The organism is Massilia pseudoviolaceinigra (assembly GCF_030846505.1).
In the GTDB taxonomy this organism is placed as follows: Bacteria; Pseudomonadota; Gammaproteobacteria; order Burkholderiales; family Burkholderiaceae_D; genus Telluria_A; species Telluria_A violaceinigra.
The window spans coordinates 143,341-164,738 of sequence record NZ_JAVCWL010000006.1; the positions used below are offsets into that span (position 1 = coordinate 143,341).

Below are 21,398 nucleotides of genomic sequence, written 5' to 3' on the forward strand. Positions count from 1 at the left end.
AAATGTTGCGTCGTCGCTTGCCGTTCTCGCTCTCCGTCGCGGCGGCGCTCACTGTCGGCGGTGGCCTGGCCGCCACCGCGCTGCTGGCGGTGGCCGTGGCCCGGCTCGAAGACGACAAGCACGCGCTCGCCTTTCAGCAACGCGCCACCGTACGCGTAACCGCCATCCGCCAGGGGCTCGACGAAGCGGTTGAAGTGGTGACCGTGACCAACCAGCTGTTTGCCACGGTGCACCCGGTCACGCGCCGCCAATTCCACGATTTCACCCAGCCGCTGCTACAGCGCTACCCCTTCATCCAGGCCTTCAACTACCACCGGCTGGTCAGCGGCGCCGGGCGCGAAGCGGCCGAGGCCGAGCTGCAGCAAGTGGTGCCGGGCACGCGCATCACCGAAATGGGGCCGCAGGGGCGCCGCCTGGCGCCGCCGCGCGCCCAGTACAGCGTGGTCGACTACCTGGAACCGATGCAAGGCAACGAAGCGGCCTTCGGCCTGTCCGTCGGCATCAACGCGCAAGTCATGAACGCGCTCGAACAAGCCACCGTCAGCGGGCGCGCAGTCGCCACCGGCCTGCTCAGCCTGGCGCAGGACAAGCGCCCGCAGGGCGGCTTCGAAGTCATCATGCCGGTGTACCGGCCCGGCGCCCCGCTCGGCAGCGCCGCCGAACGGCGCGCCGCCCTGATCGGCGACACCGCCGCCATCATCCGCGCGCGCGAACTGGTCGACAAGATCCTGCGCGGCGCCGACCTGCACGCCGACCAGGGCGTGCACCTGGCGGTCTACGCCAATGCCGGCACCGACCCGGCGCACCTGGTCTACGCCAGCGCCGGGCTCGATGCCGCCGTGCGCGAGCACGCCGGCCTCGGCCCGGTGCGCCGCTGGACTACCGCGCGCCACCGCGAACGCCACAGCGCCGCGCTCAGCGTGGCCGGCCAGCCCTGGACCGTGGTGGTCAGCGCCGCCCCGCGTCCGTTTTTGGACAACCATCCCGGCTCGGTGTTTACCCTGGCCGGCGGCCTGCTGTTTACCTTGCTGATCAGCGCCTTCGTGCAAACCCTGGTGCAGCGCTCGCGCCGGGTCCAGCTGCTGGTCAACGAACGCACCGCCGACCTGAAACTGTCGAACCAGCGCCTGCTCGACGACGTGCTGGCGCGCCGCCGCACCGAAGCGGCGCTGCAGGAAAGCGAACAGCGCTTCCGCCAGCTGGTCACCATGTCGTCCGACTGGTACTGGGAACAGGACGCCGACCTGCGCTTTGTCGACATTACCGGCGGGCTCGGCGAAAAAGGCGGGGTTGCGGCCGGGCGCCTGATCGGGCGCACGCGCTGGGAAACCGTGGCCGGCATGCAGGACAGCGACTGGGGCAAGGCCCACATGGCGCAACTGCTGGCGCGCGAAGCGTTCGCCGAACTCGAATACGAAACCGTCGACGAAAAAGGCGAAGCGCGCTGGTTCAGCATCAACGGCGAACCGGTGTTCGACGCCGGCGGCGTGTTCCGCGGCTACCGCGGCACCGGCACCGACATCACCGCCCGCAAGCTGACCGAGCAGCGGATCCAGCACATCGCCCAGCACGACGTGCTCACCGGCCTGCCCAACCGCAGCCTGCTGCAGGACCGCCTGACCCAGGCGGTGGCGTATTCGCTGCGCTGCGAGCGGCCGGTGTGGGTCTTGCTGATCGATCTGGACCGTTTCAAATTCGTCAACGACAGCATGGGCCACAAGGCGGGCGACGTGGTCCTGATGACGGTCGCGGCGCGCCTGCGCGCGGCCCTGCGCGACACCGACACCGTGGCGCGCCTGTCGGGCGACGAATTCGTCGTCATCCTTACCGAGCACGCCGAAGAGCGCCTGCAGGCCGACGTGGTGCAGCGCCTGATGGATGCGTTGGCGCCGCCGGTGCCGCTCGGAAGCAAGGAGTTTTTCGTCACCTGCAGCATCGGCGTGGCCGTGTTCCCCACCCCCGACACCCCGGCCGGCAACCTGATCGAACACGCCGACATCGCCATGTACCGCGCCAAGAAACTGGGCCGCAACAACTTCCAGTTCTACACCCCGGCCATGAACGACGAAGCCCAGGAACGGGTACGCATCGAAAGCGCGCTGCGCAGTGCGCTCGAGCGCAACGAATTCGTGCTGCACTACCAGCCCCAGGTCAACCTGGCCAGCGGCGAGATCGTCGGCATGGAAGCGCTGATCCGCTGGCAGCATCCCGAACTGGGCGTGGTGGCGCCGAACCGCTTTATCTCGGTGGCCGAGGAAACCGGGCTGATCGTGCCGATCGGCGCCTGGGTCATGCGCACCGCCTGCGCCCAGAACAAGGCCTGGCAGGATGCCGGGCTGGGCATGCTGCGGGTGGCGGTGAACCTGTCGGCGCGCCAGTTCGGCGCGCCCAACCTGCTGGCCGACATCCGCGCCGTGCTGGCCCAGACCGGGCTGGCGCCCTCGCTGCTGGAGATCGAACTGACCGAAAGCCTGTTCATGAGCGACGTCACGCTCGCGGTCGAACTGCTGCACAGCATGAAGTCGCTTGGCGTGAATCTGTCGATCGACGACTTCGGCACCGGGTATTCGAGCCTGTCGTATCTGTCGCGCTTTCCGATCGACGTGCTCAAGATCGACCGCTCGTTCGTCTCCGACATCACGCGCGACGCCAACGATGCCGCGATCGTGGCCTCGATCATCGCGCTGGCGCACAACCTGAAGCTGTCGGTGATTGCCGAAGGGGTGGAGACGGCCGAGCAGCTCGACTACCTGCGGCGCCATGGCTGCGACGAAATGCAGGGCTATTTCTTCAGCCGCCCGCTGGCCGCGCACGCCTTTGAAGCCTTGCTGCGCGACCGTGCCAGCCTGGCGCCGACGGCGGCGGCGGCTGTGCAGGATGCGGCGGCCGAAGTGTAAGGAAGCGGCAGTACTCGTGTCAGATCGACATCTTTGTTCAAAAATAGACTATCATCGTCGACTGACAGCCACTTTTGAGCCAAACGACATACATGAGTGAAGAATTCCAGCGCCAGCGGGCCGATGCGCACGGTAGCGAAGCGACCAGTCCGCGCACCGATTTCCGCACGCGCGATGTGGTCAACCAGGCCATCGCCGCGATACCGACGCTCGGCGTGCAGCAAGCGGCCGAATACCTGGCGGCGATGAACGTGCCGCCGGAAGTGGCGATCCGCACGCTGATCTACAAAGGCACGCGCCGCGACGAGCCGTAGCGCCCGTCTCGCTCCCTCCTCCGCCTGCACCGCCGATCAAAGACACCTACACCAGCGTCAAAGCGCTTACAACCGGGGTCAGAGCTCTGACTCGAAACATTGTTAAATCCACGTCCGATTTCGATGTAATTCGAGCAACTATTTCTTAACCGGGCTCAGACCTCAATTAGGAAACACTTATCCGAGCAGGCGGATGCGTCGACGTCCCGGCAGCAATTTCATGCGGGAGGATGATGTAATTCGGGTGTCACGATGCGTGGACGAGCCGCTTGAGGGCAGAAACGTTTCCCAACCGAGGTCTGACCCCGGTTAGGAAAGAATGTTAAATGTTGCTAGTCAGAGCTCTGACCCCGGTGTAGGGCGGCGCTCGTCGCTGGAGCGGGGGGCGGGGACTTATTTGTCCTGGGCGTCGATGTCGGCCAGCGATTCGCGGCCTTTGTCGGTCACGCCGTGGCCCCCCGCTTCGAGCGGGGCGATGTGCGATTTTTTGCCGAGGAAGACCAGCACGTCGGCGTCAACCACCGCCGCCGGATCGGCCAGCAGCGCGCGCAGGCCGGCGATGCAGCGGCGCAGGAACAAGACCTGCTGCCCCTTGTCCGTCAGCGCCAGCTTGCCGTCCTTGCTGTACTGGATCATCTTCAGGCCCGCCAGACGCTTGGCGTTGCGCCCGACGCAGGCGTTGAAGCGGTCATGCTTCGCCCCACCCAGGATGTGCCCGAGCGCGTCGTATTCGTCTGTGGTCAATTTCTCGTTCTTCATTGCTGCTTTCCATGTGGCCAATTTTCGGCCCCCATGGTAACCGCGCAGGCTGCCCGCGGCAACCTGCATTCGCTGACAACAGTTACTTTACTGTGCGGAACAGGAACCAGACAACGCCGATACTGATCAATGCGCTGACCAGCAGCACCACCTGCATCGGGCGCGAACGCAGTACCGAAGAGCGGCCAAGGTAGATCTTGTTGTGTAAGGAATTGCCCATCATGTTCTCCCGGAACAAAACAACGGTTGATGGATGAATTATAGGAAGCGCATGCCATTCCGGTTGTGATGAGGAGCACAAATAATAACAAATGTAGGCTGAGAGCAACACTGTCGGCGGCCTGCCGCCACGGCCTACTGCGCGCCAGCCGATCCCTTGCAATGTTAGCATCGCTGCGAGAGCGCCGCGCCAGTGCGGCACCTCCTTACCGATTGGAGAATTCCATGCACGCCACCAAATCTTTCCCCGACCCGGCCGACGCCAAATCGCTCATCGACGAGGCCGACATCGGCAGCGGCGAAAAACCGCCTTCGCAAATCGAAACCGAGGCCATCATCCGCCAGATTCCGCCCCTGCCGCCATCGGACCAGAACGATGCCGATAACGACAATGGCGCCTCGGCCGCCGCCAACCAGTTCGACGGCGGCGAGAACCGCGACAAGCGCGAGCATGACGCGTCGCTCGAACGCGATGAGCCAAGCGAACAGCTCGACCAGCTCGATCCGGTCCCGCCCAAGGGCCAGTAAGCGTCCGGCCCGGCTGGTCCGGGCACGCCGGTGCGTGCCGGTGTGTGGGTGTTACGCCTTGATCGGCGGCACCGGCATGACCGGCTCTTCGACCGGCGCGTTGACCGGCGGCGGCACGTCGTCCGGTACCGGGCCCGGTTTCGGATCGGTGGGCGGCACGTCGTCCGGATCGGGGGTCGAATGGGCGCGCTGCGGCGCTGCGGATGGGTTCTCGTTGCTGGTCATGGAATGCCTTTCTTAAAGTGGTAATGCGACTGTCAAAACCGCGCTGTCCGGGGCGATGAACGCCCTGCGCGCGCGCGCCAAACCTGCCTTTTGCGGTATCGTTGATCCTTCCGGACGCCACGCCCGGGATCACCACCACCTCAGCAAAAAGGTTATAGCGCATGTGCGGACGTCTCGATCAAAACCATACCGCCATTGAATACGTCGCGGCGATGCACTGGCGCGGCGCCGAACCGGGCGTCGCCAGCCAGGCCGCGCCCAGCTACAACGCGCCACCCGGCACCTGGCGCCCCTTGATGCGCGTCGTCGGCGACCAGCTCGTCGTCGAGGATGCCTTCTGGGGCTACCGCGCCTCGTGGGCCGCGGACAAGCTGCCGATCGCCATCAATGCGCGCCTCGAAAAACTCACCAACCGCTACTGGACGCCCCTGCTCAAGGCCGGCCGCGCCATCGTGCCGGCGGATGGCTGGTACGAATGGACCGGCGAAAAGGGCAAAAAGCAGCCCTGGCACATCCACCTCAAGACGCGCGAGCCGCTGTTCATGGCGGCCATCGGCGCCTGCGGCAGCGAGCGCGAGCAGGCGGCCGAGTCGGGCTTCGTGATCGTCACCGCCGATGCCGAGGGCGGCATGGTCGATGTGCACGACCGCCGCCCGATCGTCTTCAGCGCCGAGGACGCAGCCCTGTGGCTCGACCCGGACCTGTCCGCCCAGCAAGCCGAACAGCTGGCACGCTCGGTCGCGCTCGGCCCGGACGCCTTCGACTGGCACCCGGTCGCCAAGGACGTGGGCCGCGCCAGCAACGACGGCCCGCGCCTGGCGGCCCAGCTCGATCTGCTGGCCTGACCCCTGCCCCGGCACGGGGCGCGCCGGATCAGCGCTCGGGCTCGCGCTCGCGCGCCATGGCCAGCAGGTTGTCGACTTCGATTCGTGCTACCTCCACACCGGCAAGGCAAGCCACCTCCGGGGTGGCGTGGCCGCCGGCCGTCTGGCTGCGCGTGAGCGCCGGCGCGGGATCGGTATCCTGCCCGCCCTGCCCGGTCTTGGTGATGCGGTATTCGAAATCCCACTGGTCGCCGCAATCCTTGACCGGGGTGACCACGATGGTAAAACCCTTGTATTCGTCCGTTGTGATTTCCATATCATCCTCATTGTTGTTCGCAGCCTAGCATGAAGGCCGCCAGCATGGCGCCGGCGCGCCAATCGTGCGCCGCCCCCTCCCCGGCGCGTGCCGGACCCGGTATAGTGACAGTTCCCTCCGCTCCCGCCTGCCCACGATGAAGACTGCCCTGCCGTCCCTGGTCCCCGCCCTTCTGGTCCCCGCCGTGCTCGCCTCCGGCGGCGCCCTTGCCGCGCCGATGACCCTGGCTGACTACCTGGCCTTGAGCGGCCCGCCACCGACCGCCAAAATCGCCTACGGCAGCGCACCCTCGCAATTCGCCGAACTATTCCGTCCGGCCGGCCCCGGGCCGTTTCCGGTGGTGGTGCTGGTCCACGGCGGCTGCTGGACGGTGCAGTACGGCGGCATCAGCCAGATGCACAATGTGGCCGGGGCCCTGGCCGCGCGCGGCATCGCCGTATGGAACGTGGAATACCGCCGCGTCGACGAGGAAGGCGGCGGCTATCCCGGCACCTACCTGGACATGAACGCGGCGCTCGACAAGCTGGCCGCCGAAGCGCCCGCCCACCAGCTCGACACCAGCCGCATCGTCGCGGTCGGCCATTCGGCCGGCGGCCAGCTGGTGCAGTGGATCGCGGGACGCAGCCGGATTCCGGCCAGCAGTCCGCTATTCCAGCCCAGCCCGTTGCCGGTGCGCGAGGTGATCAGCCTGGGCGGCCTGGCCGACCTGCGCCACGAGCAGGCGCTGATCAAGTCCAGCTGCGGGCGCGACCTGGCGCAACTGGCCGGCACGCCGAGCGCCAGCCGGCCCGACATCTTCGCCGACACCAACGCCGCCGAGCTGATGCCCAACGGCAGCCGCACCGTGCTCGTCACGGGCGAACTCGACACCATCTCGCCGCCGCGCGCGGCCCACGACTACGCGGCGCGGGCGCGCGCCGCCGGCGACCGGGCCGAGGTGCTGATCCTGCCCGGCGCCAGCCACTACGATGAAATCGCGGCCAGCTCGCCATCGTGGAAACTGATCCTGCCATTGATCGAAACCGCACTCGGCTTGAGCAAATAAACAGGCGCGTCGGGGCGGCGGGCCTTGCCCGGCGCCGCCGCAGTGTGTCGAAAACCGCAGTCACCGACGAGAAACGATTAACAGTTACATACGCTTCGCGTAGCGTGTCACTCAAGGCAGCCCGGTCCGCGCTGTCCCGGCACGACCAGCATCAACCAGCACCACCAGCATCAGTCAGCACAACCAGCAGAACCAGCAGCGCGCCGGCATCGCCCGGCCACGTCCAGACGTTATACGGAGAACCGCATGCTCGACAATCCGAAGCCAGGCACACGCCTGCTGGCCGCTTTCCTGACCGTCGCCATCGTGGTCGCTGCCGGCATCGTCCACAAAGCGGGCATGATCGGGCAGGCCGGGCGCACCGACGATCAGACACTGGCCGGGCGCTCCCACGCCAAGGAAGCGAACATCAACCTGATCCATATCGGACAGGCCGGCGCGCTCCTTGCCGCGACGCCCGAGCAGGTGCGCCGCTTGAGCGGCCATCTCGACAAGGCGCGCCCGCGCTACACGCTTGAGATAGGTAAAAAGCTGCGGGCCGAGGTCGACCGTGGCCTGGCCGGCTACCCGGCCAGGCTGCCGGACTTGCTGAAACAGGCGCTGGCTTTCACGCCCGAGGGCAAGGCCGCAGCAGCCGGACTTGCGCCCGGCCCGCTGGCGGCCAAGGCCAACAGCGTCGACGACCAGCTCTCCGCGCTGGCCAGCCCGAACGAGAAAAAATCCGCCGGGATAGCCGCCGCATCGAGCCGGCACGGCCGGGGCAGCCAGGCGCTGACGCTGGCCCTGGCGCTCGGCAGCCTGGGCGCGGGCGTGGGGCTGGGTTTGTGGATCACGCGCGGCCTGACGCGCCAGCTGGGGGCCGAGCCGGCCTGCCCGGTGCAGGTGGGCGGCGCGATGGCCGCGGGTGAATTGCCGAGCGTGATCCGGCCCCGCCCCGGCGACAACGACAGCCTGCTGCACGCGATGGAAACCATGCGCGCCGCGCTGGAGAAGATCGCAGCCCAGGTACGCAGCGGCACCGGCACCGTCGGCGCCGCATCCGGCCAGAGCGCGGCCGGCAGCCTGGGCCGGTCCGCGCGCACCGGGCAGCAGGCCAGCGCGCCGGAACCGGCGGCGTCCTCGATGGAAGAGCGCACCGGCAGCGTCAAGCGCAACGCCGACAATATGCGCGAAACCGATGTGCCGGCGGCCAGCGCGGCCGAGGTGGGCGGGCGCGGCGGCTCAGTGGCGCACACCATGGCCTCGATCAACGATTCCTCGCGCAAGATCGTCGATATCATCGGCGTCATCGACGGCATCGCTTTCCAGACCAATATCCTGGCGCTCAACGCGGCCGTGGAAGCGGCGGAGGCCGGCGGACAGGGGCGCGGCTTTGCGACGGTGGCCAGCGAGGTGCGCAACCTGGCGCAGCGTTCGGCGGCGACCGCCAGGGAAATCAAGACCCTGATCGACGATTCGGTCGGCCAGCTCGATGCCTGCGGCAAGCTGGTCGACCACGCCGGCGTGACCATGGCCGACATCGTGGAATCGATCACGCGCGTGACCGGCCTCATGTCCGGCATCGCGCCGGCCGGCATGGAGCGGAGCGCCGGCATCGAGCAGGTGAACACGGCGATCAGCCAGATGCATGAAGTGACCCGGCAAAACGCGGTGCTGGTCGAACAGGCGGCCGCGGCGGCCGGATCGATGCAGGAGCAGGCGGCTCACCTGGCGCACGTGGTCGGCATCTTCAAGCTGGGCAACGAGCAGGCCGCGCGCGCAGCCGTACCGCTCCCCCAGGCGGCCGCGCGCGCGGCAGCCATGCGGCCACCGACCGTTGCGCTGGCGGCCGGCGCGGCGCCGGAGGGGGAAACATGAGCCAACAGATCTTCACGCAGCCCGGATCATGTTGTCGTATTGCAACGTTCGTGAAGTTCTCGCAAAAAAGTGCGCACGCTGACGAATATCGGTTACCAAGACGGCGAACTTGGCGTAGCGTGTACTCACGCAAGCCCAATCCGCTGTCCTCACTGCAATAGCAGCCTGCCCCATCGCGGCGGAGTGCCGCGCCCCTACGCGACAGTCTGTCCCCCCATACGTTTTCACGGAGACATCCATGCTCAACAACATAAAGGTAGGCACGCGCCTGCTCGGTTCCTTTCTGATCATAGCGCTGCTGGGAAGCGCGGTGGCCGCCATCGGCATCTTCAACATGTCCACCATGAACGAACAGGCCGAGCTGGCGTACGACAGGGAATTGCTGGGCCTTTCGTATACCAAGCAAGCCAACATCGACCTGATCGGCATGGGGCGCGCCGCGCGCGGGGTGCTCCTGGCCGACACGCCGGAGGCCGTGCGCCTGTCCATGGCGCAGGTCGAGCAGTCGCGGCGTCAGCTGCACGACAACCTGGACCAGTCGCGACGCGCTTCAAAACCGTCACCAGCAAGAAAATCCTGGCCGATGTCGACAGCAGCGTCGCCCAATACGAGGCGCTGCTGGCGCAGTTGATGACCCTGGCGCAGGACCGCACCCCCGAGGGACAAAGCGCCGCCGCCCGGTTTGCGACCGGAACCGTGTCAGCGATGGGCAATCTTGCCGACGGCCACCTCGCGGCGCTGGCCAAACGCAAGGAGAAAACCTCTTCCGAAGCGGCCACCGCATCCCATGATCGCTACCAAAGCAGCCGCACCCTGATGCTGGCGCTGACCATCGGCAGCCTGGCGCTCGGCGCGGGCCTGGGGTGGCTCATCACGCGCCGCCTGACGCGCCAGCTGGGCGGCGAGCCGGCTTACGCGGTGCAGGTGGCCGACGCCATCGCCGCGGGCGAATTGTCGACCGTGATCCAGACCCGCTCCGGCGACAGCCGCAGCCTGCTGTACGCGATGGAAACCATGCGCGCCGCGCTGGTCGGAATCGTGGCCCTGGTGCGCAGCGGCACCGATACCATCGCTACCGCATCCGGCCGGATCGCGGCCGGCAACCTGGACCGGTCCTCGCGCACCGAGCAGCAGGCCAGTTCGCTGGAACAGACCGCGTCCGCGATGGAAGAGCTCACCAGCACCGTCAAGCAAAACGCCGACAATGCGCGCCAGGCCAATGTGCTGGCGGTGGCCGCTTCCGAGGTCGCCGGACGCGGCGGCGCGGTGGTGCACACCATGGCATCGATCAACGGTTCCTCGCGCAAGATCGTCGATATCATCGGCGTCATCGATGGCATCGCTTTCCAGACCAACATCCTGGCGCTCAACGCGGCCGTGGAAGCGGCGCGCGCCGGCGAGCAGGGGCGCGGCTGTGCGGTGGTGGCCAGCGAGGTGCGCAACCTGGCGCAGCGCTCGGCGGCGGCCGCCAGGGAAATCAAGACCCTGATCAACGATTCGGTCGACAAGGTCGATGCGGGCGGCAAGCTGGTCGACCAGGCCGGCGTGACGATGGCCGAGATCGTGCACTCGATCACGCGCGTGACCGGGATCATGTCCGGCATCGCCTCGGCCAGCATGGAGCAGACCGCTGGCATCGAGCAGGTGAACATCGCGATCAGCCAGATGGATGAAGTGACCCAGCAAAACGCGGCGCTGGTCGAACAGGCGGCCGCGGCGGCGGGCTCGATGCAGGAACAGGCGGCCACGCTGGCCAGCGTGGTCAGCATTTTCAAGCTGGGCAACGACAAGCCCGCGCGCCCGGCCTTGGCGGGGCCGGCGCGGGTCCGCGCGCTTATGGCGTGACGCGGCGCGCCGCCGGCGCCCACAGAACCAGGTCGGAGCGCGCCACCGCCACGCACGGCAAGGTCGCGCCGGCGCATCGTTCGTCCGCGCTCAGGCCGGGCCAGTCGACCAGGTAAGCCACCTCGCCCGCCGCCGCCTGGCACAGGCAGGTGCGGCAGGTGCCGTTGCGGCAGGAACTGGGCAGCACGATGCCGGCGTCCTCGGCTGCCAGCAGCAGCGCGCGCCCCTCGCCCGCCTTGAAGCGCCAGCCGGCTGGCTGCACGGTAATCAGATAACTGTCCATGCGCACATTTTACCCGGCCGGCCTGCCCTTCCAGCCCTTAGTACGGTGCCGCACAGACTATATATCCGACCGGAACTAATCTAAGCTATCCGATTCCCTAGGGGCTTTAATTGAAACCATCTTCGCTTTGCCTGATCGCCGCCATGTTTGCAGGCGCGGCCACCATTCCAACCGCCATGGCCGCCAGCGCGCCGTCCACCCTGACCATCGAGGCTGTCAATGCGGCGGGCAAGACGGCCGACCCGGCAGCCACGCCAGCCAAGCCGGCCAAGGGCGCGAAAGCGGGCAAACTGGCGGCGCCGGCCCTGCTGCGCGCCCAGGTCCTGCTCGACCGCGCGCGCTTTTCGAGCGGCGAGATCGATGCCGCCTCGGGTTCGAACATGCGCCTGGCGCTGGCCGGCTTCCAGAAGAAGGCCGGCCTCGAACCATCCGGCACGCTTGACGAAGCGACCTGGGCCGCGCTGAACGCCGACACCGCCGACGCCCTGGTCAGCTACACCCTGAGCGACGCCGATGTGGCCGGTCCGTTTCAAGCCATCCCCGAGAGCATGGCCGAGAAAGCCAAGCTGACCGCGCTCGGCTACGGCAGCGCGGCCGAAGCGCTGGGTGAAAAATTCCATGTCAGCCCGGCCCTGCTGGCGCGCCTTAATCCAGGCAAGGATCTCGGCCGCGCCGGCGAGACCATCGTCGTGCCGAACGTGCTCGACACCGAGCCGCTGCCGAAAGCGGCCAAGATCGTGGTGGACCGCTCGGACCGCTCGCTGACCCTGCTCGACGCCGAGGGCAAGGTCCTGGCCCAATTCCCGGCATCGACCGGCAGCTCGCACGATCCGCTGCCGATCGGCACCTGGAAGGTCAACGGCGTGGCGCGCCAGCCGGTCTACCACTACAACCCGAAACTGTTCTGGGATGCCAGCCCCGGCGACAAGAAAGCCAAGCTGCCGGCCGGCCCCAACAACCCGGTGGGCGTGGCCTGGGTCGATCTGTCGAAAGACCATTACGGCATCCACGGCACCCCGGTGCCGGCCTCGATCGGCAAGACCCAGTCGCACGGTTGCATCCGCCTGACCAACTGGGATGTGGCCACGCTGACCGAGTCGGTCGGCTACGGCACCGAAGTGCTGCTGCAGGAATGAAGCAAGAGAAAAATTGCTCGGCACACCCTTCACAACGAAAAAGGATAATTTTATGAAATGGCTTCTTACTTTCCTGGCAGGCTTGCTGCTCGGCGCAGGCTCCCTGTTCGTCTACTTGCGCGCGGTGCCCAAGCCAGCGGAGGTGGTCGTGGTGGCGCCTGCGGTGCCGGCGCCGGCACCGGCCGCAGCCGCGGCAACGCCCCCGGGCGGCGTGTCCTTGCCGGTCTCCGACCTGCCCGGCGCCCCGGTGGTGAGCACCGACCTGACCGAACTCGATTTGCCGCTGCGTCCGGCCGCCAGCGAGATCGCCGCGCCCGCCGCGAATGCCGCCAACGCGGCCGCCGTGCCGGCCAGCGGCAAGCTGATGGTGCCGGTCGAGGGCGTCAAGCTGGCCAGCCTGCGCGACAATTTCGACCAGCCGCGCGGCGCCGACCGCCACCATGAAGCGCTCGACATCATGGCGCCCAAGGGTACCAGGGTGCTGGCGGTCAGCGACGGCAAACTGGTCAAGCTGTTCAACAGCAAGCCGGGCGGCCTGACGGTGTACCAGTTCGATCCGAGCGAAAAATACGCGTATTACTACGCGCACCTGGACCGTTACGCCGAAGGCGTGAAGGAAGGCATGGATCTCAAGCGGGGCGATCTGGTCGGCTATGTCGGCGTGACCGGCAATTCGGACCCGAACGCACCCCACCTGCACTTTGCCGTGGTCGAACTGACCGCCGAAAAGAAATGGTGGAAAGGCACGCCCATCAACCCGTTCCCATTGCTGGGCGAGTAATCAGTTCTGGGCGCGCACGCGCCGTGCGCGCCGCATGCCGAGCAGCATCATGCCTGCTCCGAGTGCCAGGATGGCCGGCGTGCCCGGTTCGGAAACCTTGGCCACGCCATCGTCCGGCGTGAGCAGGAAACCACGGCACAGGCCGGTCGTATTGCAACCGTGCGCCGTGATCTGCCCCAGGTCGTTGATATCGGCCGCGTAGTTGAGCGTCCAGCCGAAGCCCGGCCCCACCAGCGAATTCAAATCGAGCATCGTGCCATCGGCGTACAGGAAGGCGTGCACGGCCATGCCGCCGGCGATGTCGGAACTGCCCACCGCATGGCCCGCATTGTTGATCCCGTAACTGACGCTGTTGGCGCCGCCCAGGGTATTCAGATCGGTCATCACGCCATTGTCGTACATGAACGCATGCGAGTTGGCGTCGCCCGCCAGGTAGGAAAACCCCACCACCGCGCCGCGGTCGTTGATCCGGTTCGCTTCGCTGTAGTTGCCGCCCAGGGTGCCGAGGTCGCGCATGCCGCTGTCGTCGGCGCGGAAGGCGTGATACTGCCCGTTGGCCAGGTCCGAGCGCCCCACCACCACCCCGCTGTTATTGATGTCCGTGCCGAGGCTGTTGTCGCCGCCCAGGGTGCCGAGGTCGCGCATCTGGCCGCCCGGCGTGTAGCGAAATGCCGCCTGGGTGCCGTCGGCGCGGTCGGCGCTGCCGCCGACCTGGCCGGCATTGTTGATGCCCTTGGCGGAGCTGTTGCTGCCGCCCAGGGTGCCGAGGGTGTCGATCTTGCCGCCGCTAAATGTGACCGCGCGCGATTCGCCGCCGCCGGTCAGCACCTGGCCGGCCGCCACGCCGGCGTCGTTGATGCCGCTGGCAAAGCTGCGCGTCGACTTGTCGGGACTCAGGCTGTGCATGGCGCCGCCGCGCGAGACGTAGGCGCTGCTGATGTTGTTGCTGTTGAGCGAGTAACCGACCACCGAGCCGCTGTTATTAATGGCGCGCACGTCGCCGCTATCGCCGCCGAGGCTGCCCAGATTCTTGACGGAATATAAAGGCGCGGCCTGTGCAGCGGCCGGGATCAGGAAAACGGACAGCAGACCAAGCTGCAACAGACGCGGTGTGACGGGCATGAGGGACTCCAGAACAATGAACAAACGCGTCCGGCTGCCTGGACGCGTGCGTCGATTCTAATCCGGATTTCCTCACGCACATTATATTGCCTACAAAATAGTTCCGAGCATACACACTTCAAGCTGGAATTTTGGATTAAGGCAACTGTTCGCTGATATCGCTCCCCACATTCACTGCCGCGTAGGCGCGCTGCACGGCCACCGCCTCCTTGCTGTTCCTGCCATACAGTTCCTCGGCCGCGGCCAGTACCTTGGCGCGCGCATCCTTGTAGTCGGTACTGGACGTAAAACGCGTGGTGGCCGCGTTGAACCAGATGCGGTACGCCTTGTCCAGGCCGATGCCGCTCATCGCCCGCGGCGTGCCGGTGAGGTAGCTACTGTGGGCTTCGCTGGCGGGGTCGGCGTGCGAGCCCTGCGCCAGGAAATAGAACATGCGGTTGTTCGGGCCGCTGCTGTAATGCACGTCCAGGCGCCTGAGCCTGGACGACCAGGCATCCGGACTGGTGCCGTCATTGCTCGGGCGAATCATATAGCGCAAGGGCGTGCCGGTCTTGCTGATCTCCTTGCCGATCATCCAGTCGTTGCCGGCGGCGGGAATCAGCGTGCCGCCGGCGCCGGCGCGCGCGTAGGCTTCCACCACTTCGCCGGTGATATCGGACGACGATTCGTTCAGCCCGCCCGACTCGCCCGCGTACACCAGGCGCGAGGTGGCGTCGGTCACGCCATGGCCCATTTCGTGGCCCACCACGTCGAGCGCGCCCAGGCTGTTGAAGGTCGAGCCATCGCCGATGAACATGCATTTGCAGGTATCGCTGTAGTAGGCATTGTCGTAGGCCGTGTTCACATGGGCGGCGATGTAGGTGGCGGTGTCCTGTCCGTCCAGCGAATGCCAGCCCAGCGCGTTCCTGAGCATGTCGTAGGTGCTGGCCAGCCCCCACATGGCGTTGACCGCCGCGGTCTGGCCGTTGGCGTCGGTGGTGCTGCCGCCGGCGATGTACTGCTTGCCGTCGCCCCAGGTATTGCTGCTGTTGGTGAACACCTCCCCGGCGCTGCTGCCGTGATTGGCATTGGTCACCGCCAGCCCGCCGAACTTGCCACCCTTGGCGCGCAGCGGATCGACCATGCGAAAGCCGGCGCCGCCCTCGCTCGTGCTCAGCGGTACCTCGCCGCTGTACTGGCTCTTGCCGGTGCCGGCGGCGCTTTGCAGCATGCTCCACTGCGCCAGGATGCGTCCGTTGCGCGCGCTGACGATGGTGTCGTGGTAGACCGGCAGCGGGCCGGCGCGCAGGCGCGTGCCGACCTGCCAGGCCAGCTCGTAGCCGGCCACCACGTCGGCCATGTCGAGCGCGTTGAGGGCGTCGTCGGTCTTGCCCTGCGCGGCCGGCAGGCGCTCGCTCCGGACCAGCGGAAAGACGATCAGTTCGGCCGCCGGCGGCGTCTCGGCCACGGCACCGGCGCGCACCGAGCGCAGCACCAGGGCGATGGCATCAAGCGCCGTCAGCGCCGGCTTCACATCGAACTCGGCCGTGGCCTCACCGAGCTGGTTGGCGCTGCCGCGCCCGAGGTGGACGCGGCGCGCCGAAACCGATTCGCGCACGATCTTGCCGGCCCCATCGGTCACCAGCACCGATTCCGAACCGAACACGCGTACGCCTTTGTACGTGTGGTGGGCGCGCACCACCGTGCTACCCTGCAAGCCTGGATGCTGGGAAGCGAGCAGGAAATGGTGGTCGGCGTCCAGCCCGTGCCGGGCCCGCTGCGCGGCCAGTTGGCCAACCAGCGCGGCGGCGTTCGGCGCTGCCGTCACGGGACCGTTCATCAATGGCGGGGCGGCGGCGCCCGCCAGGTGAACAGCGAGCGCAACAGCCAGCAGGATCGGACGAATTGTCATCAGGCATCTCCAGTGAAAAGGCGCTACACCAGAAACGGCGCAGGCAACACCGATTGTCACAGCAGATATCCATGAAGAATTTGCTCAAACGCAAAGAAAAGCCGAAATCCGCTGCGCTCGCCGTCATCGTACGGTCATGCAAGCTTGCTACGCTCTGCGTTTTTGCAGTTTCAATACTTATTCCCACCACACCGGAGTCTATTGCGATGTACCACGTGTCCCGTACCACCCTGTCCCTGATGTGCGCCGCCAGCGTTGCGGCCTTGATGACCGCTTGCGGCGGCGACGACACCCCCGAGCTGCAAAATCCCGGCGCCAGCTGGCCGCCGCAGCCGACCGTGACCGCGCACCGCGGCGCCTCGGCCCTGCGTCCGGAGCACACCTTGGCGTCGTACCAGAAGGCGATCGAGGATGGCGCCGACATGGTCGAACCGGACCTGGTGGCAACCAGGGATGGGGTGCTGGTGGCGCGCCACGAAAACGAGATCTCGGGCACGACGAACGTCGCGGCGCTGCCGCAGTTCGCCAGCCGCAAGGCCACCAAGACCATCGACGGCATTCCCGTCAGCGGCTGGTTCACGGAAGACTTCACCCTGGCCGAACTGAAAACCCTGCGCGCCAAAGAGCGCATTCCCGCCAACCGCCCGGCCAACAGCGCGTTCGACGGCCAGTTCGAGGTGCCGACCTTGCAGGAAGTGGTCGACCTGGTGAAGAAGGAAAGCCAGGCGCGCCACAAGACCATCGGCCTCTACCCCGAGACCAAGCACCCGACCTACTTCAAGAACATCGGGCTGCCGCTCGAAAAACGCCTGGTCGACCTGCTGGTGGCCAATGGCTACCGCGGCAAGGACGCCGCGGTGTACCTGCAATCGTTCGAAGTGGCCAACCTGAAGGAACTGCGCAAGCTGACCGACATGCGCATCGTGCAGCTGATCGACAATCCGGCCAACCCGCCGGCGGCCAATGGCGCGCCGCGCAATGCGCCCTACGACTTCGTCGCCGCCGGCAGCAAAAAGACCTACAAGGACCTGACCACGCCGGCCGGCCTGAAAGAGATCGCCACCTATGCCGACGCCGTCTCGCCCTACAAGGAAGTGATCATTGCGCGCACCACCAGCAATGAACTGGGCACGCCGACCAGCTTCGTGGCCGACGCCCACGCCGCCGGCCTGAAAGTGCACACCTGGACCCTGCGTCCGGAAAATCCGTTCCTGCCGCCGACCATGCGCCGCGGGAACGTGGCCTCGCCGAGCGAGCGCGGTGACGCCGTGGCTGAAATCACGGCCTACCTGAATGCCGGCATCGACGGCTTCTTCACCGACGATCCGGCCGTGGGCCGTGCGGCTGTCGCCCAGTTCAAAAAATAGTCGGCACAACGCGTCGTTGGTGCCGGCAGCGCCAGACGACGCGCGGTGTTACCAGGTGCGGTTCCAGCTCAGCGCCAGGGTGCGTCCGCGCCCCGCAAACGTCCCGGTCGCGTCGAGCGCCGCCGCCGACTGCGAGTAGTAGCCGACATACTGCTTGTCGAGCACATTCTCCACGCTCACGCCGATGCGCCCGTACCCGCTCTCGAACGTCACCGCCATGTCGGCCAGGGTGTAGCCCTTGAAGTGCTCTTCCAGGTTGCTGGTGCCGACCTTGCGCCCGATGTTGATGTCACGGTCGCGCAGGTGGCTTGCCTGCACGCGCAGCTGGGCCTTGGGCGCGAACTGCCAGTTTGCGCCGAGCACACCCTTGTCCGGCCCCTGCGAGCGGGCCGACAGCGCCAGATCGAGTGGCGCCCCCTGGCTCGCCGCCGTCTTGCCGTCGGTGACGGCGTAGCTGCCGAACACCGACACCGTCTTCACCGGCCGCCAGTCGCCCGACACTTCCCAGCCCTTGACCACCGTCGGCACCCGTTCGACCGAGCCGATGCCGGCCGCATTCACGCGCAGCACGCTGCCCAGCTTCGAGCGCGAATCGTAGCGCGACAGGCCCACCTGCCCATCGGCGCCGCGCCAGTTGACGCCCACTTCGTTGTTGCGCGTGATGATCGGTTTGAGATCGATCAGGGTCGCCACCGACTTGCCGTTGGTGTTCACGCCGCGCAGCACCAGGCCCACGTCGGGCAGGCCGAAGCCTTCCGAACTGGCGGCAAAGGCCGACCAGCGCGGCGCGAAGCGCCACACCGCGCCGATATTCTTGATCGACTTCGAGAACTCGGTTTCGCCGCCCTCCACCAGCCGGCTGCCGTAGGCCGCCAGGGTGGTGTAGGTGTCGACCGTGAGCCTGGCCTGCTCATGGCGCACGCCCCCGCGCAGCGTCACCGGGCCGATCTCATATTCGAGCTGCGCGAACGGCGCCGTCGATCTGAATTGCAGCTGCGGCACCCAGGTGCGGTTGGTGGCGGCCAGGCGCTGCAGGGTATTGTCGTGCAGGAGATCGAGGCCGACCGTCATTTCCAGCCCATCGGCCAGCATGTCGGGACGCACCCAGGTCATGCGCGCGCCGCGCTTGTCGGCCACGATCTGCGACTGGTCCCACAGGGTGCCGCTTGGTGCCAGGCGCACATCCTGGAAGGTCGCCACCGGCGTGGCGCCGTACAGCGCTTCGAAATCGTGGCTGAACAGCTGCGCGCTGAAGGCGCCGCCGAACAGTTCATCGTGGCGGTAATCGAGGCTGGCGCTGCGCACCTTGTTACGCGGCGGCTCGCCCGGCGCCCGGCCCGGCAGCGATGTCGTCGTCACGCCGGCGGCGACCACGCCCGGCTCGTTCTTGTAGTCGCCCTCGCCGCGCAGGTTGAAGCGGTTCAGGCTCAATTGAATGCGCTGGGCACCGAAGCGCTGGCCGATCTTGAGGAACAGGTCGTCGCCGCGGCTGTCGAGGGTGTCGCCCTGGACATTGTCGATGCCGAGGCGGCGCCCATCGCCGTCGTAGCCCATGCCGCGCCGCTGCAGGCCGACGTAGCCGAGCAGGTCGAAGCGGCCATCCTTGTGGGTGACGCTGTAGCCGGTTTTCCAGTCCAGGTTATCGGAGCGCAGCTGGCTTGATGCGCGCACGTTCAGGCCGTGCGTGGTGCCGTCGGCGCGCGCGGTCCTGGTGATGTAGTTGATGATGCCGCCGGTCGCGCCCATGCCCTGCATGGCGGAGGCGCCGTTGATCACTTCGATGCGCTCGATAATGGCGCTGTCGGCAAAGTAGCCCTCGCGCGAGCCGGCGCGCAGCGGGTTCGATTGCGGTATGCCGTCGAGCAGGATCAGCGGCTGGCGTCCGCGCAGCGATTCGCCGGTCGACGTCATTTTCTGCCGGCTCGGCGCGTAGCCCGGCACGTAGGTCGCCAGCGCCTGCGAGGGATCGTCGGCGATCAGGTATTGCGATGCCAGTTCCTGCTGGCCGATGACCGAAATCGCTCCCGGGATCTTGTCCACGGCCTTGGCGCCGCGCGTGGCCGTGACCACCACCGTGCTGGACGGCGCGGCCTCGGCGCCGGCGCCTTGCTGGGCCAGCGCGTCGGTGTTCGCCATGAGCAGGCAGGCCAGCGCAACCGCGCGGGAAAGGGGCGAGAGTAGGGTCATACGGGGGAAATCCTTGATTGTGGGACAGATGTGTTGACATTCGGAGTACAATGTGAATGATAACGATTCCCATTCAATTATTCAAGAAGCATTAAATACGATGTGCCCTGCCCTCGATTGTTCCTTCCCATGAAACCCGCCATCCGCTTTGTCCACCTGTGGGCCGGACTGATTTTCGGGACCATCCTCGTCGTCCTCGGCCTGACCGGCAGCGCGCTGGCGTGGATGCACGAACTCGATGTGCTGCTCAATCCCGCCCTGCTGCAGGTCGCCCCGCCGCCCGGCATGGCGCGCGGCGCCGCCATGCGCGTGGCGCCGGCCACAGTGCAGGCGGCCACCGAGCGCCTGCAGCGCGATCCGCTGTACGGGCGTCCGAGCCAGTTGATGTTCCCCGAGCGTGCCGGCGACGTGTTCGTGGCCTGGTACCGCGATCCGAAGCAGCAGGCGTCGGCCTGGAACGTGGCCGTGTCGCGCCAGGTGATGCTGGACCCGGCCACCCTGGCCGTCACCGGCGAGCGCACCTGGGGCGGCTTCGCTTTCTCGCGCCCGCAGCTGATGTCGACCCTGTTCCACATTCACCGCTATCTGGTGGCGGGCGAGACCGGCAAGACCGTGATCGGGGTGACCGGGGTGGCGCTGCTGCTGCTCTCGATCACCGGCATCGTGCTGTGGTGGCCGCGCATGACGGCGTCCGCCATCAAGGGCGCGCTGACGGTGCGCCATGGCGGCAACTGGCCGCGCTTTAACTTCCAGCTGCATCGCGCCGGCGGCTTTTTTGCCGCGCCGGTGCTGCTGGTGCTGGCGGTGTCGGGCGTGTACTTCAATCTGCCGCAGTGGGTGCTGCCGGTGGTGGGCGTGCTCGCCACCGTGACCCCGGCCGCCAAGCCGGTCAACCGCAGCGCGCCGGATGCGGTGCCGATTGCCCCATCGGCGGCGATGGCGGCGGCGCAGGCGCAGTTTCCGCACGCGCGCGTATCGCGCCTGGCGCTGCCGGCCAAGCCCGGCCAGCCTTATGAAATCCGCCTGCGCCAACCAAGCGAACTGCGCGCCGGCGACGGCGCCACGCGCGTATCCATCGACGCCGGCGACGCCAGCGTGCTGCGCACGGTCGACCCGCAGCGCGCCCCGGCCGGCGATACGTTTTTGAGCTGGATGTTCCCGCTGCACACCGGCGAAGCATTCGGCATTGCGGGGCGCACCTTCATCAGCATCTTCGGCGTGGTGCCGCTGATGTTCTTCGTGACCGGGCTGGTCATCTGGATCAAGCTGCACCGCCCCAGCAAGCGCAAGGCCAAGCCTCTCGCCGCTTGAGCTGACGGTGATGTTGCGCCATCCACGGCGCGATATCCCGTTGGCCATCGACGCCGGCGGCATCGGACAAACACTTTATTCCGTTTACCTTTCGCGAAACTTGCATTCTCCGGCTGACAGGCCGGCCTCCCTACCCTCGTTGTATTCTGTTCACTCCACCTGCCCCAGATTTCAATTTCATGGACATTCTTACATTCTGTCTATAGATTAGATGCGGCAATCGTTGTTAATTAATATTCCACAAAACAAACATTGAACATGGGGAGGTGTCCGCGTTTTTCGCTGCGCCCGAGGCAGCTCACGCCACGGCAGGCACATCTGAAACAAGTCCACCTCACGCAACAAGGCTGCAAAGGTCGCCTGTTTTCACCCGTTTTCCCATTCAGGGTGAGGCGACAGCTTGAGCTTTTCTTGATCTAACTGCATCCGCCAAGAGAGATTTTAATGAAAAAGACTTTTCCAATTGCAGTCATGTTGTTATCCACTGGCGC

General features: G+C 66.7%; 19 protein-coding genes and 1 pseudogene. 12 read left to right on the forward strand and 8 right to left on the reverse strand.

What is annotated here, in order from left to right; genetic code table 11:
- Window positions 1-2: 2 nt before the first annotated feature.
- Together RBA40_RS07930 and RBA40_RS07935 are read left to right on the forward strand one after the other, a co-directional pair.
- The gene (locus RBA40_RS07930; protein WP_306647346.1) at window positions 3-2,897 is read left to right on the forward strand and encodes a bifunctional diguanylate cyclase/phosphodiesterase; all 2,895 of its coding nucleotides are present in this window, start codon (window positions 3-5) and stop codon (window positions 2,895-2,897) included.
- A 92-nt stretch (window positions 2,898-2,989) separates the two neighbouring features.
- A complete protein-coding gene (locus tag RBA40_RS07935) occupies window positions 2,990-3,211 on the forward strand; it encodes a hypothetical protein (protein WP_306647348.1) in 222 nt (73 codons plus the stop codon).
- Window positions 3,212-3,604: 393 nt separating this feature from the next.
- Here the strand turns inward: RBA40_RS07935 and RBA40_RS07940 are convergent, their stop codons facing one another.
- Together RBA40_RS07940 and RBA40_RS07945 are read right to left on the reverse strand one after the other, a co-directional pair.
- A complete protein-coding gene (locus RBA40_RS07940; protein WP_099880676.1) occupies window positions 3,605-3,970 on the reverse strand; it encodes a hypothetical protein in 366 nt (121 codons plus the stop codon).
- An 82-nt stretch (window positions 3,971-4,052) separates the two neighbouring features.
- Window positions 4,053-4,193 carry a hypothetical protein gene (locus RBA40_RS07945; protein ID WP_208640325.1) on the reverse strand — a complete coding sequence of 47 codons (141 nt, stop codon included), beginning with the start codon at window positions 4,191-4,193 and terminating at the stop codon, window positions 4,053-4,055.
- 221 nt (window positions 4,194-4,414) lie between these two features.
- Between RBA40_RS07945 and RBA40_RS07950 the strand changes: the two genes are divergently transcribed.
- A complete protein-coding gene (locus tag RBA40_RS07950; RefSeq protein WP_306647351.1) occupies window positions 4,415-4,717 on the forward strand; it encodes a hypothetical protein in 303 nt (100 codons plus the stop codon).
- A 51-nt stretch (window positions 4,718-4,768) separates the two neighbouring features.
- Here RBA40_RS07950 and RBA40_RS07955 read toward each other — a convergent pair whose 3' ends face one another.
- Window positions 4,769-4,942 (reverse strand): hypothetical protein, encoded by a 174-nt coding sequence (locus RBA40_RS07955; RefSeq protein ID WP_306647353.1) that lies wholly within the window; start codon window positions 4,940-4,942, stop codon window positions 4,769-4,771.
- A 161-nt stretch (window positions 4,943-5,103) separates the two neighbouring features.
- Between RBA40_RS07955 and RBA40_RS07960 the strand changes: the two genes are divergently transcribed.
- A complete protein-coding gene (locus RBA40_RS07960; protein WP_306647355.1) occupies window positions 5,104-5,787 on the forward strand; it encodes an SOS response-associated peptidase family protein in 684 nt (227 codons plus the stop codon).
- A gap of 28 nt (window positions 5,788-5,815) precedes the next feature.
- Here the strand turns inward: RBA40_RS07960 and RBA40_RS07965 are convergent, their stop codons facing one another.
- Window positions 5,816-6,082 (reverse strand): hypothetical protein, encoded by a 267-nt coding sequence (locus tag RBA40_RS07965; protein ID WP_306647357.1) that lies wholly within the window; start codon window positions 6,080-6,082, stop codon window positions 5,816-5,818.
- A gap of 136 nt (window positions 6,083-6,218) precedes the next feature.
- Between RBA40_RS07965 and RBA40_RS07970 the strand changes: the two genes are divergently transcribed.
- From RBA40_RS07970 to RBA40_RS07980, 4 genes and pseudogenes are all read left to right on the forward strand, one after another.
- The gene (locus tag RBA40_RS07970; RefSeq protein ID WP_306647359.1) at window positions 6,219-7,127 is read left to right on the forward strand and encodes an alpha/beta hydrolase; all 909 of its coding nucleotides are present in this window, start codon (window positions 6,219-6,221) and stop codon (window positions 7,125-7,127) included.
- 246 nt (window positions 7,128-7,373) lie between these two features.
- Window positions 7,374-8,984: a methyl-accepting chemotaxis protein gene (locus tag RBA40_RS07975; protein WP_306647362.1), complete on the forward strand. Its 1,611-nt coding sequence runs from the start codon at window positions 7,374-7,376 to the stop codon at window positions 8,982-8,984.
- Between the two features lie 238 nt (window positions 8,985-9,222).
- On the forward strand, window positions 9,223-9,615 hold the full coding sequence (locus RBA40_RS33535) for an MCP four helix bundle domain-containing protein (RefSeq protein ID WP_374710468.1): 393 nt from the start codon (window positions 9,223-9,225) through the stop codon (window positions 9,613-9,615).
- A 98-nt stretch (window positions 9,616-9,713) separates the two neighbouring features.
- A pseudogene (locus RBA40_RS07980) lies at window positions 9,714-10,829 on the forward strand (methyl-accepting chemotaxis protein); the annotation flags it as partial.
- Here the strand turns inward: RBA40_RS07980 and RBA40_RS07985 are convergent.
- On the reverse strand, window positions 10,819-11,112 hold the full coding sequence (locus RBA40_RS07985) for a 2Fe-2S iron-sulfur cluster-binding protein (protein WP_306647365.1): 294 nt from the start codon (window positions 11,110-11,112) through the stop codon (window positions 10,819-10,821). The pseudogene RBA40_RS07980 and the gene RBA40_RS07985 overlap by 11 nt on opposite strands.
- 110 nt (window positions 11,113-11,222) lie before the next feature.
- Here RBA40_RS07985 and RBA40_RS07990 point away from each other — a divergent pair, with 110 nt between their 5' ends.
- Window positions 11,223-12,248, forward strand: coding sequence for a L,D-transpeptidase family protein (locus RBA40_RS07990; RefSeq protein WP_306647367.1), 1,026 nt, complete (start codon window positions 11,223-11,225; stop codon window positions 12,246-12,248).
- Window positions 12,249-12,300: 52 nt separating this feature from the next.
- Window positions 12,301-13,029, forward strand: a complete 729-nt coding sequence (locus RBA40_RS07995) for a M23 family metallopeptidase (protein ID WP_306647369.1) — start codon at window positions 12,301-12,303, stop codon at window positions 13,027-13,029.
- Here the strand turns inward: RBA40_RS07995 and RBA40_RS08000 are convergent, their stop codons facing one another.
- Window positions 13,030-14,151, reverse strand: coding sequence for a hypothetical protein (locus RBA40_RS08000; protein ID WP_306647370.1), 1,122 nt, complete (start codon window positions 14,149-14,151; stop codon window positions 13,030-13,032). It lies immediately after the preceding gene.
- 136 nt (window positions 14,152-14,287) lie between these two features.
- Entirely contained in the window at window positions 14,288-16,042 is a 1,755-nt protein-coding gene (locus RBA40_RS08005; protein WP_306647371.1) for a M4 family metallopeptidase, read from the reverse strand.
- A 206-nt stretch (window positions 16,043-16,248) separates the two neighbouring features.
- On the opposite strand from RBA40_RS08005, the gene RBA40_RS08010 reads away from it, so the two are divergent.
- Window positions 16,249-17,409 carry a glycerophosphodiester phosphodiesterase gene (locus tag RBA40_RS08010; protein WP_306647372.1) on the forward strand — a complete coding sequence of 387 codons (1,161 nt, stop codon included), beginning with the start codon at window positions 16,249-16,251 and terminating at the stop codon, window positions 17,407-17,409.
- 48 nt (window positions 17,410-17,457) lie between these two features.
- Here the strand turns inward: RBA40_RS08010 and RBA40_RS08015 are convergent, their stop codons facing one another.
- A complete protein-coding gene (locus RBA40_RS08015) occupies window positions 17,458-19,596 on the reverse strand; it encodes a TonB-dependent receptor (RefSeq protein WP_306647373.1) in 2,139 nt (712 codons plus the stop codon).
- 129 nt (window positions 19,597-19,725) lie between these two features.
- On the opposite strand from RBA40_RS08015, the gene RBA40_RS08020 reads away from it, so the two are divergent.
- Complete coding sequence (locus RBA40_RS08020; protein ID WP_306647374.1) at window positions 19,726-20,907, forward strand: PepSY-associated TM helix domain-containing protein; 1,182 nt, start codon at window positions 19,726-19,728, stop codon at window positions 20,905-20,907.
- The last annotated feature ends 491 nt before the right edge of the window (window positions 20,908-21,398 follow it).

Coding starts and splice junctions, on each gene's coding strand:
- RBA40_RS07930 (WP_306647346.1), top strand. CDS start 3: ATGTTGCGTCGTCGCTTGCCGTTCTCGCTCTCCGTCGCGGCGGCGCTC.
- RBA40_RS07935 (WP_306647348.1), top strand. CDS start 2,990: ATGAGTGAAGAATTCCAGCGCCAGCGGGCCGATGCGCACGGTAGCGAA.
- RBA40_RS07940 (WP_099880676.1), bottom strand. CDS start 3,970: ATGAAGAACGAGAAATTGACCACAGACGAATACGACGCGCTCGGGCAC.
- RBA40_RS07945 (WP_208640325.1), bottom strand. CDS start 4,193: ATGATGGGCAATTCCTTACACAACAAGATCTACCTTGGCCGCTCTTCG.
- RBA40_RS07950 (WP_306647351.1), top strand. CDS start 4,415: ATGCACGCCACCAAATCTTTCCCCGACCCGGCCGACGCCAAATCGCTC.
- RBA40_RS07955 (WP_306647353.1), bottom strand. CDS start 4,942: ATGACCAGCAACGAGAACCCATCCGCAGCGCCGCAGCGCGCCCATTCG.
- RBA40_RS07960 (WP_306647355.1), top strand. CDS start 5,104: ATGTGCGGACGTCTCGATCAAAACCATACCGCCATTGAATACGTCGCG.
- RBA40_RS07965 (WP_306647357.1), bottom strand. CDS start 6,082: ATGGAAATCACAACGGACGAATACAAGGGTTTTACCATCGTGGTCACC.
- RBA40_RS07970 (WP_306647359.1), top strand. CDS start 6,219: ATGAAGACTGCCCTGCCGTCCCTGGTCCCCGCCCTTCTGGTCCCCGCC.
- RBA40_RS07975 (WP_306647362.1), top strand. CDS start 7,374: ATGCTCGACAATCCGAAGCCAGGCACACGCCTGCTGGCCGCTTTCCTG.
- RBA40_RS33535 (WP_374710468.1), top strand. CDS start 9,223: ATGCTCAACAACATAAAGGTAGGCACGCGCCTGCTCGGTTCCTTTCTG.
- RBA40_RS07985 (WP_306647365.1), bottom strand. CDS start 11,112: ATGGACAGTTATCTGATTACCGTGCAGCCAGCCGGCTGGCGCTTCAAG.
- RBA40_RS07995 (WP_306647369.1), top strand. CDS start 12,301: ATGAAATGGCTTCTTACTTTCCTGGCAGGCTTGCTGCTCGGCGCAGGC.
- RBA40_RS08000 (WP_306647370.1), bottom strand. CDS start 14,151: ATGCCCGTCACACCGCGTCTGTTGCAGCTTGGTCTGCTGTCCGTTTTC.
- RBA40_RS08005 (WP_306647371.1), bottom strand. CDS start 16,042: ATGACAATTCGTCCGATCCTGCTGGCTGTTGCGCTCGCTGTTCACCTG.
- RBA40_RS08010 (WP_306647372.1), top strand. CDS start 16,249: ATGTACCACGTGTCCCGTACCACCCTGTCCCTGATGTGCGCCGCCAGC.
- RBA40_RS08015 (WP_306647373.1), bottom strand. CDS start 19,596: ATGACCCTACTCTCGCCCCTTTCCCGCGCGGTTGCGCTGGCCTGCCTG.
- RBA40_RS08020 (WP_306647374.1), top strand. CDS start 19,726: ATGAAACCCGCCATCCGCTTTGTCCACCTGTGGGCCGGACTGATTTTC.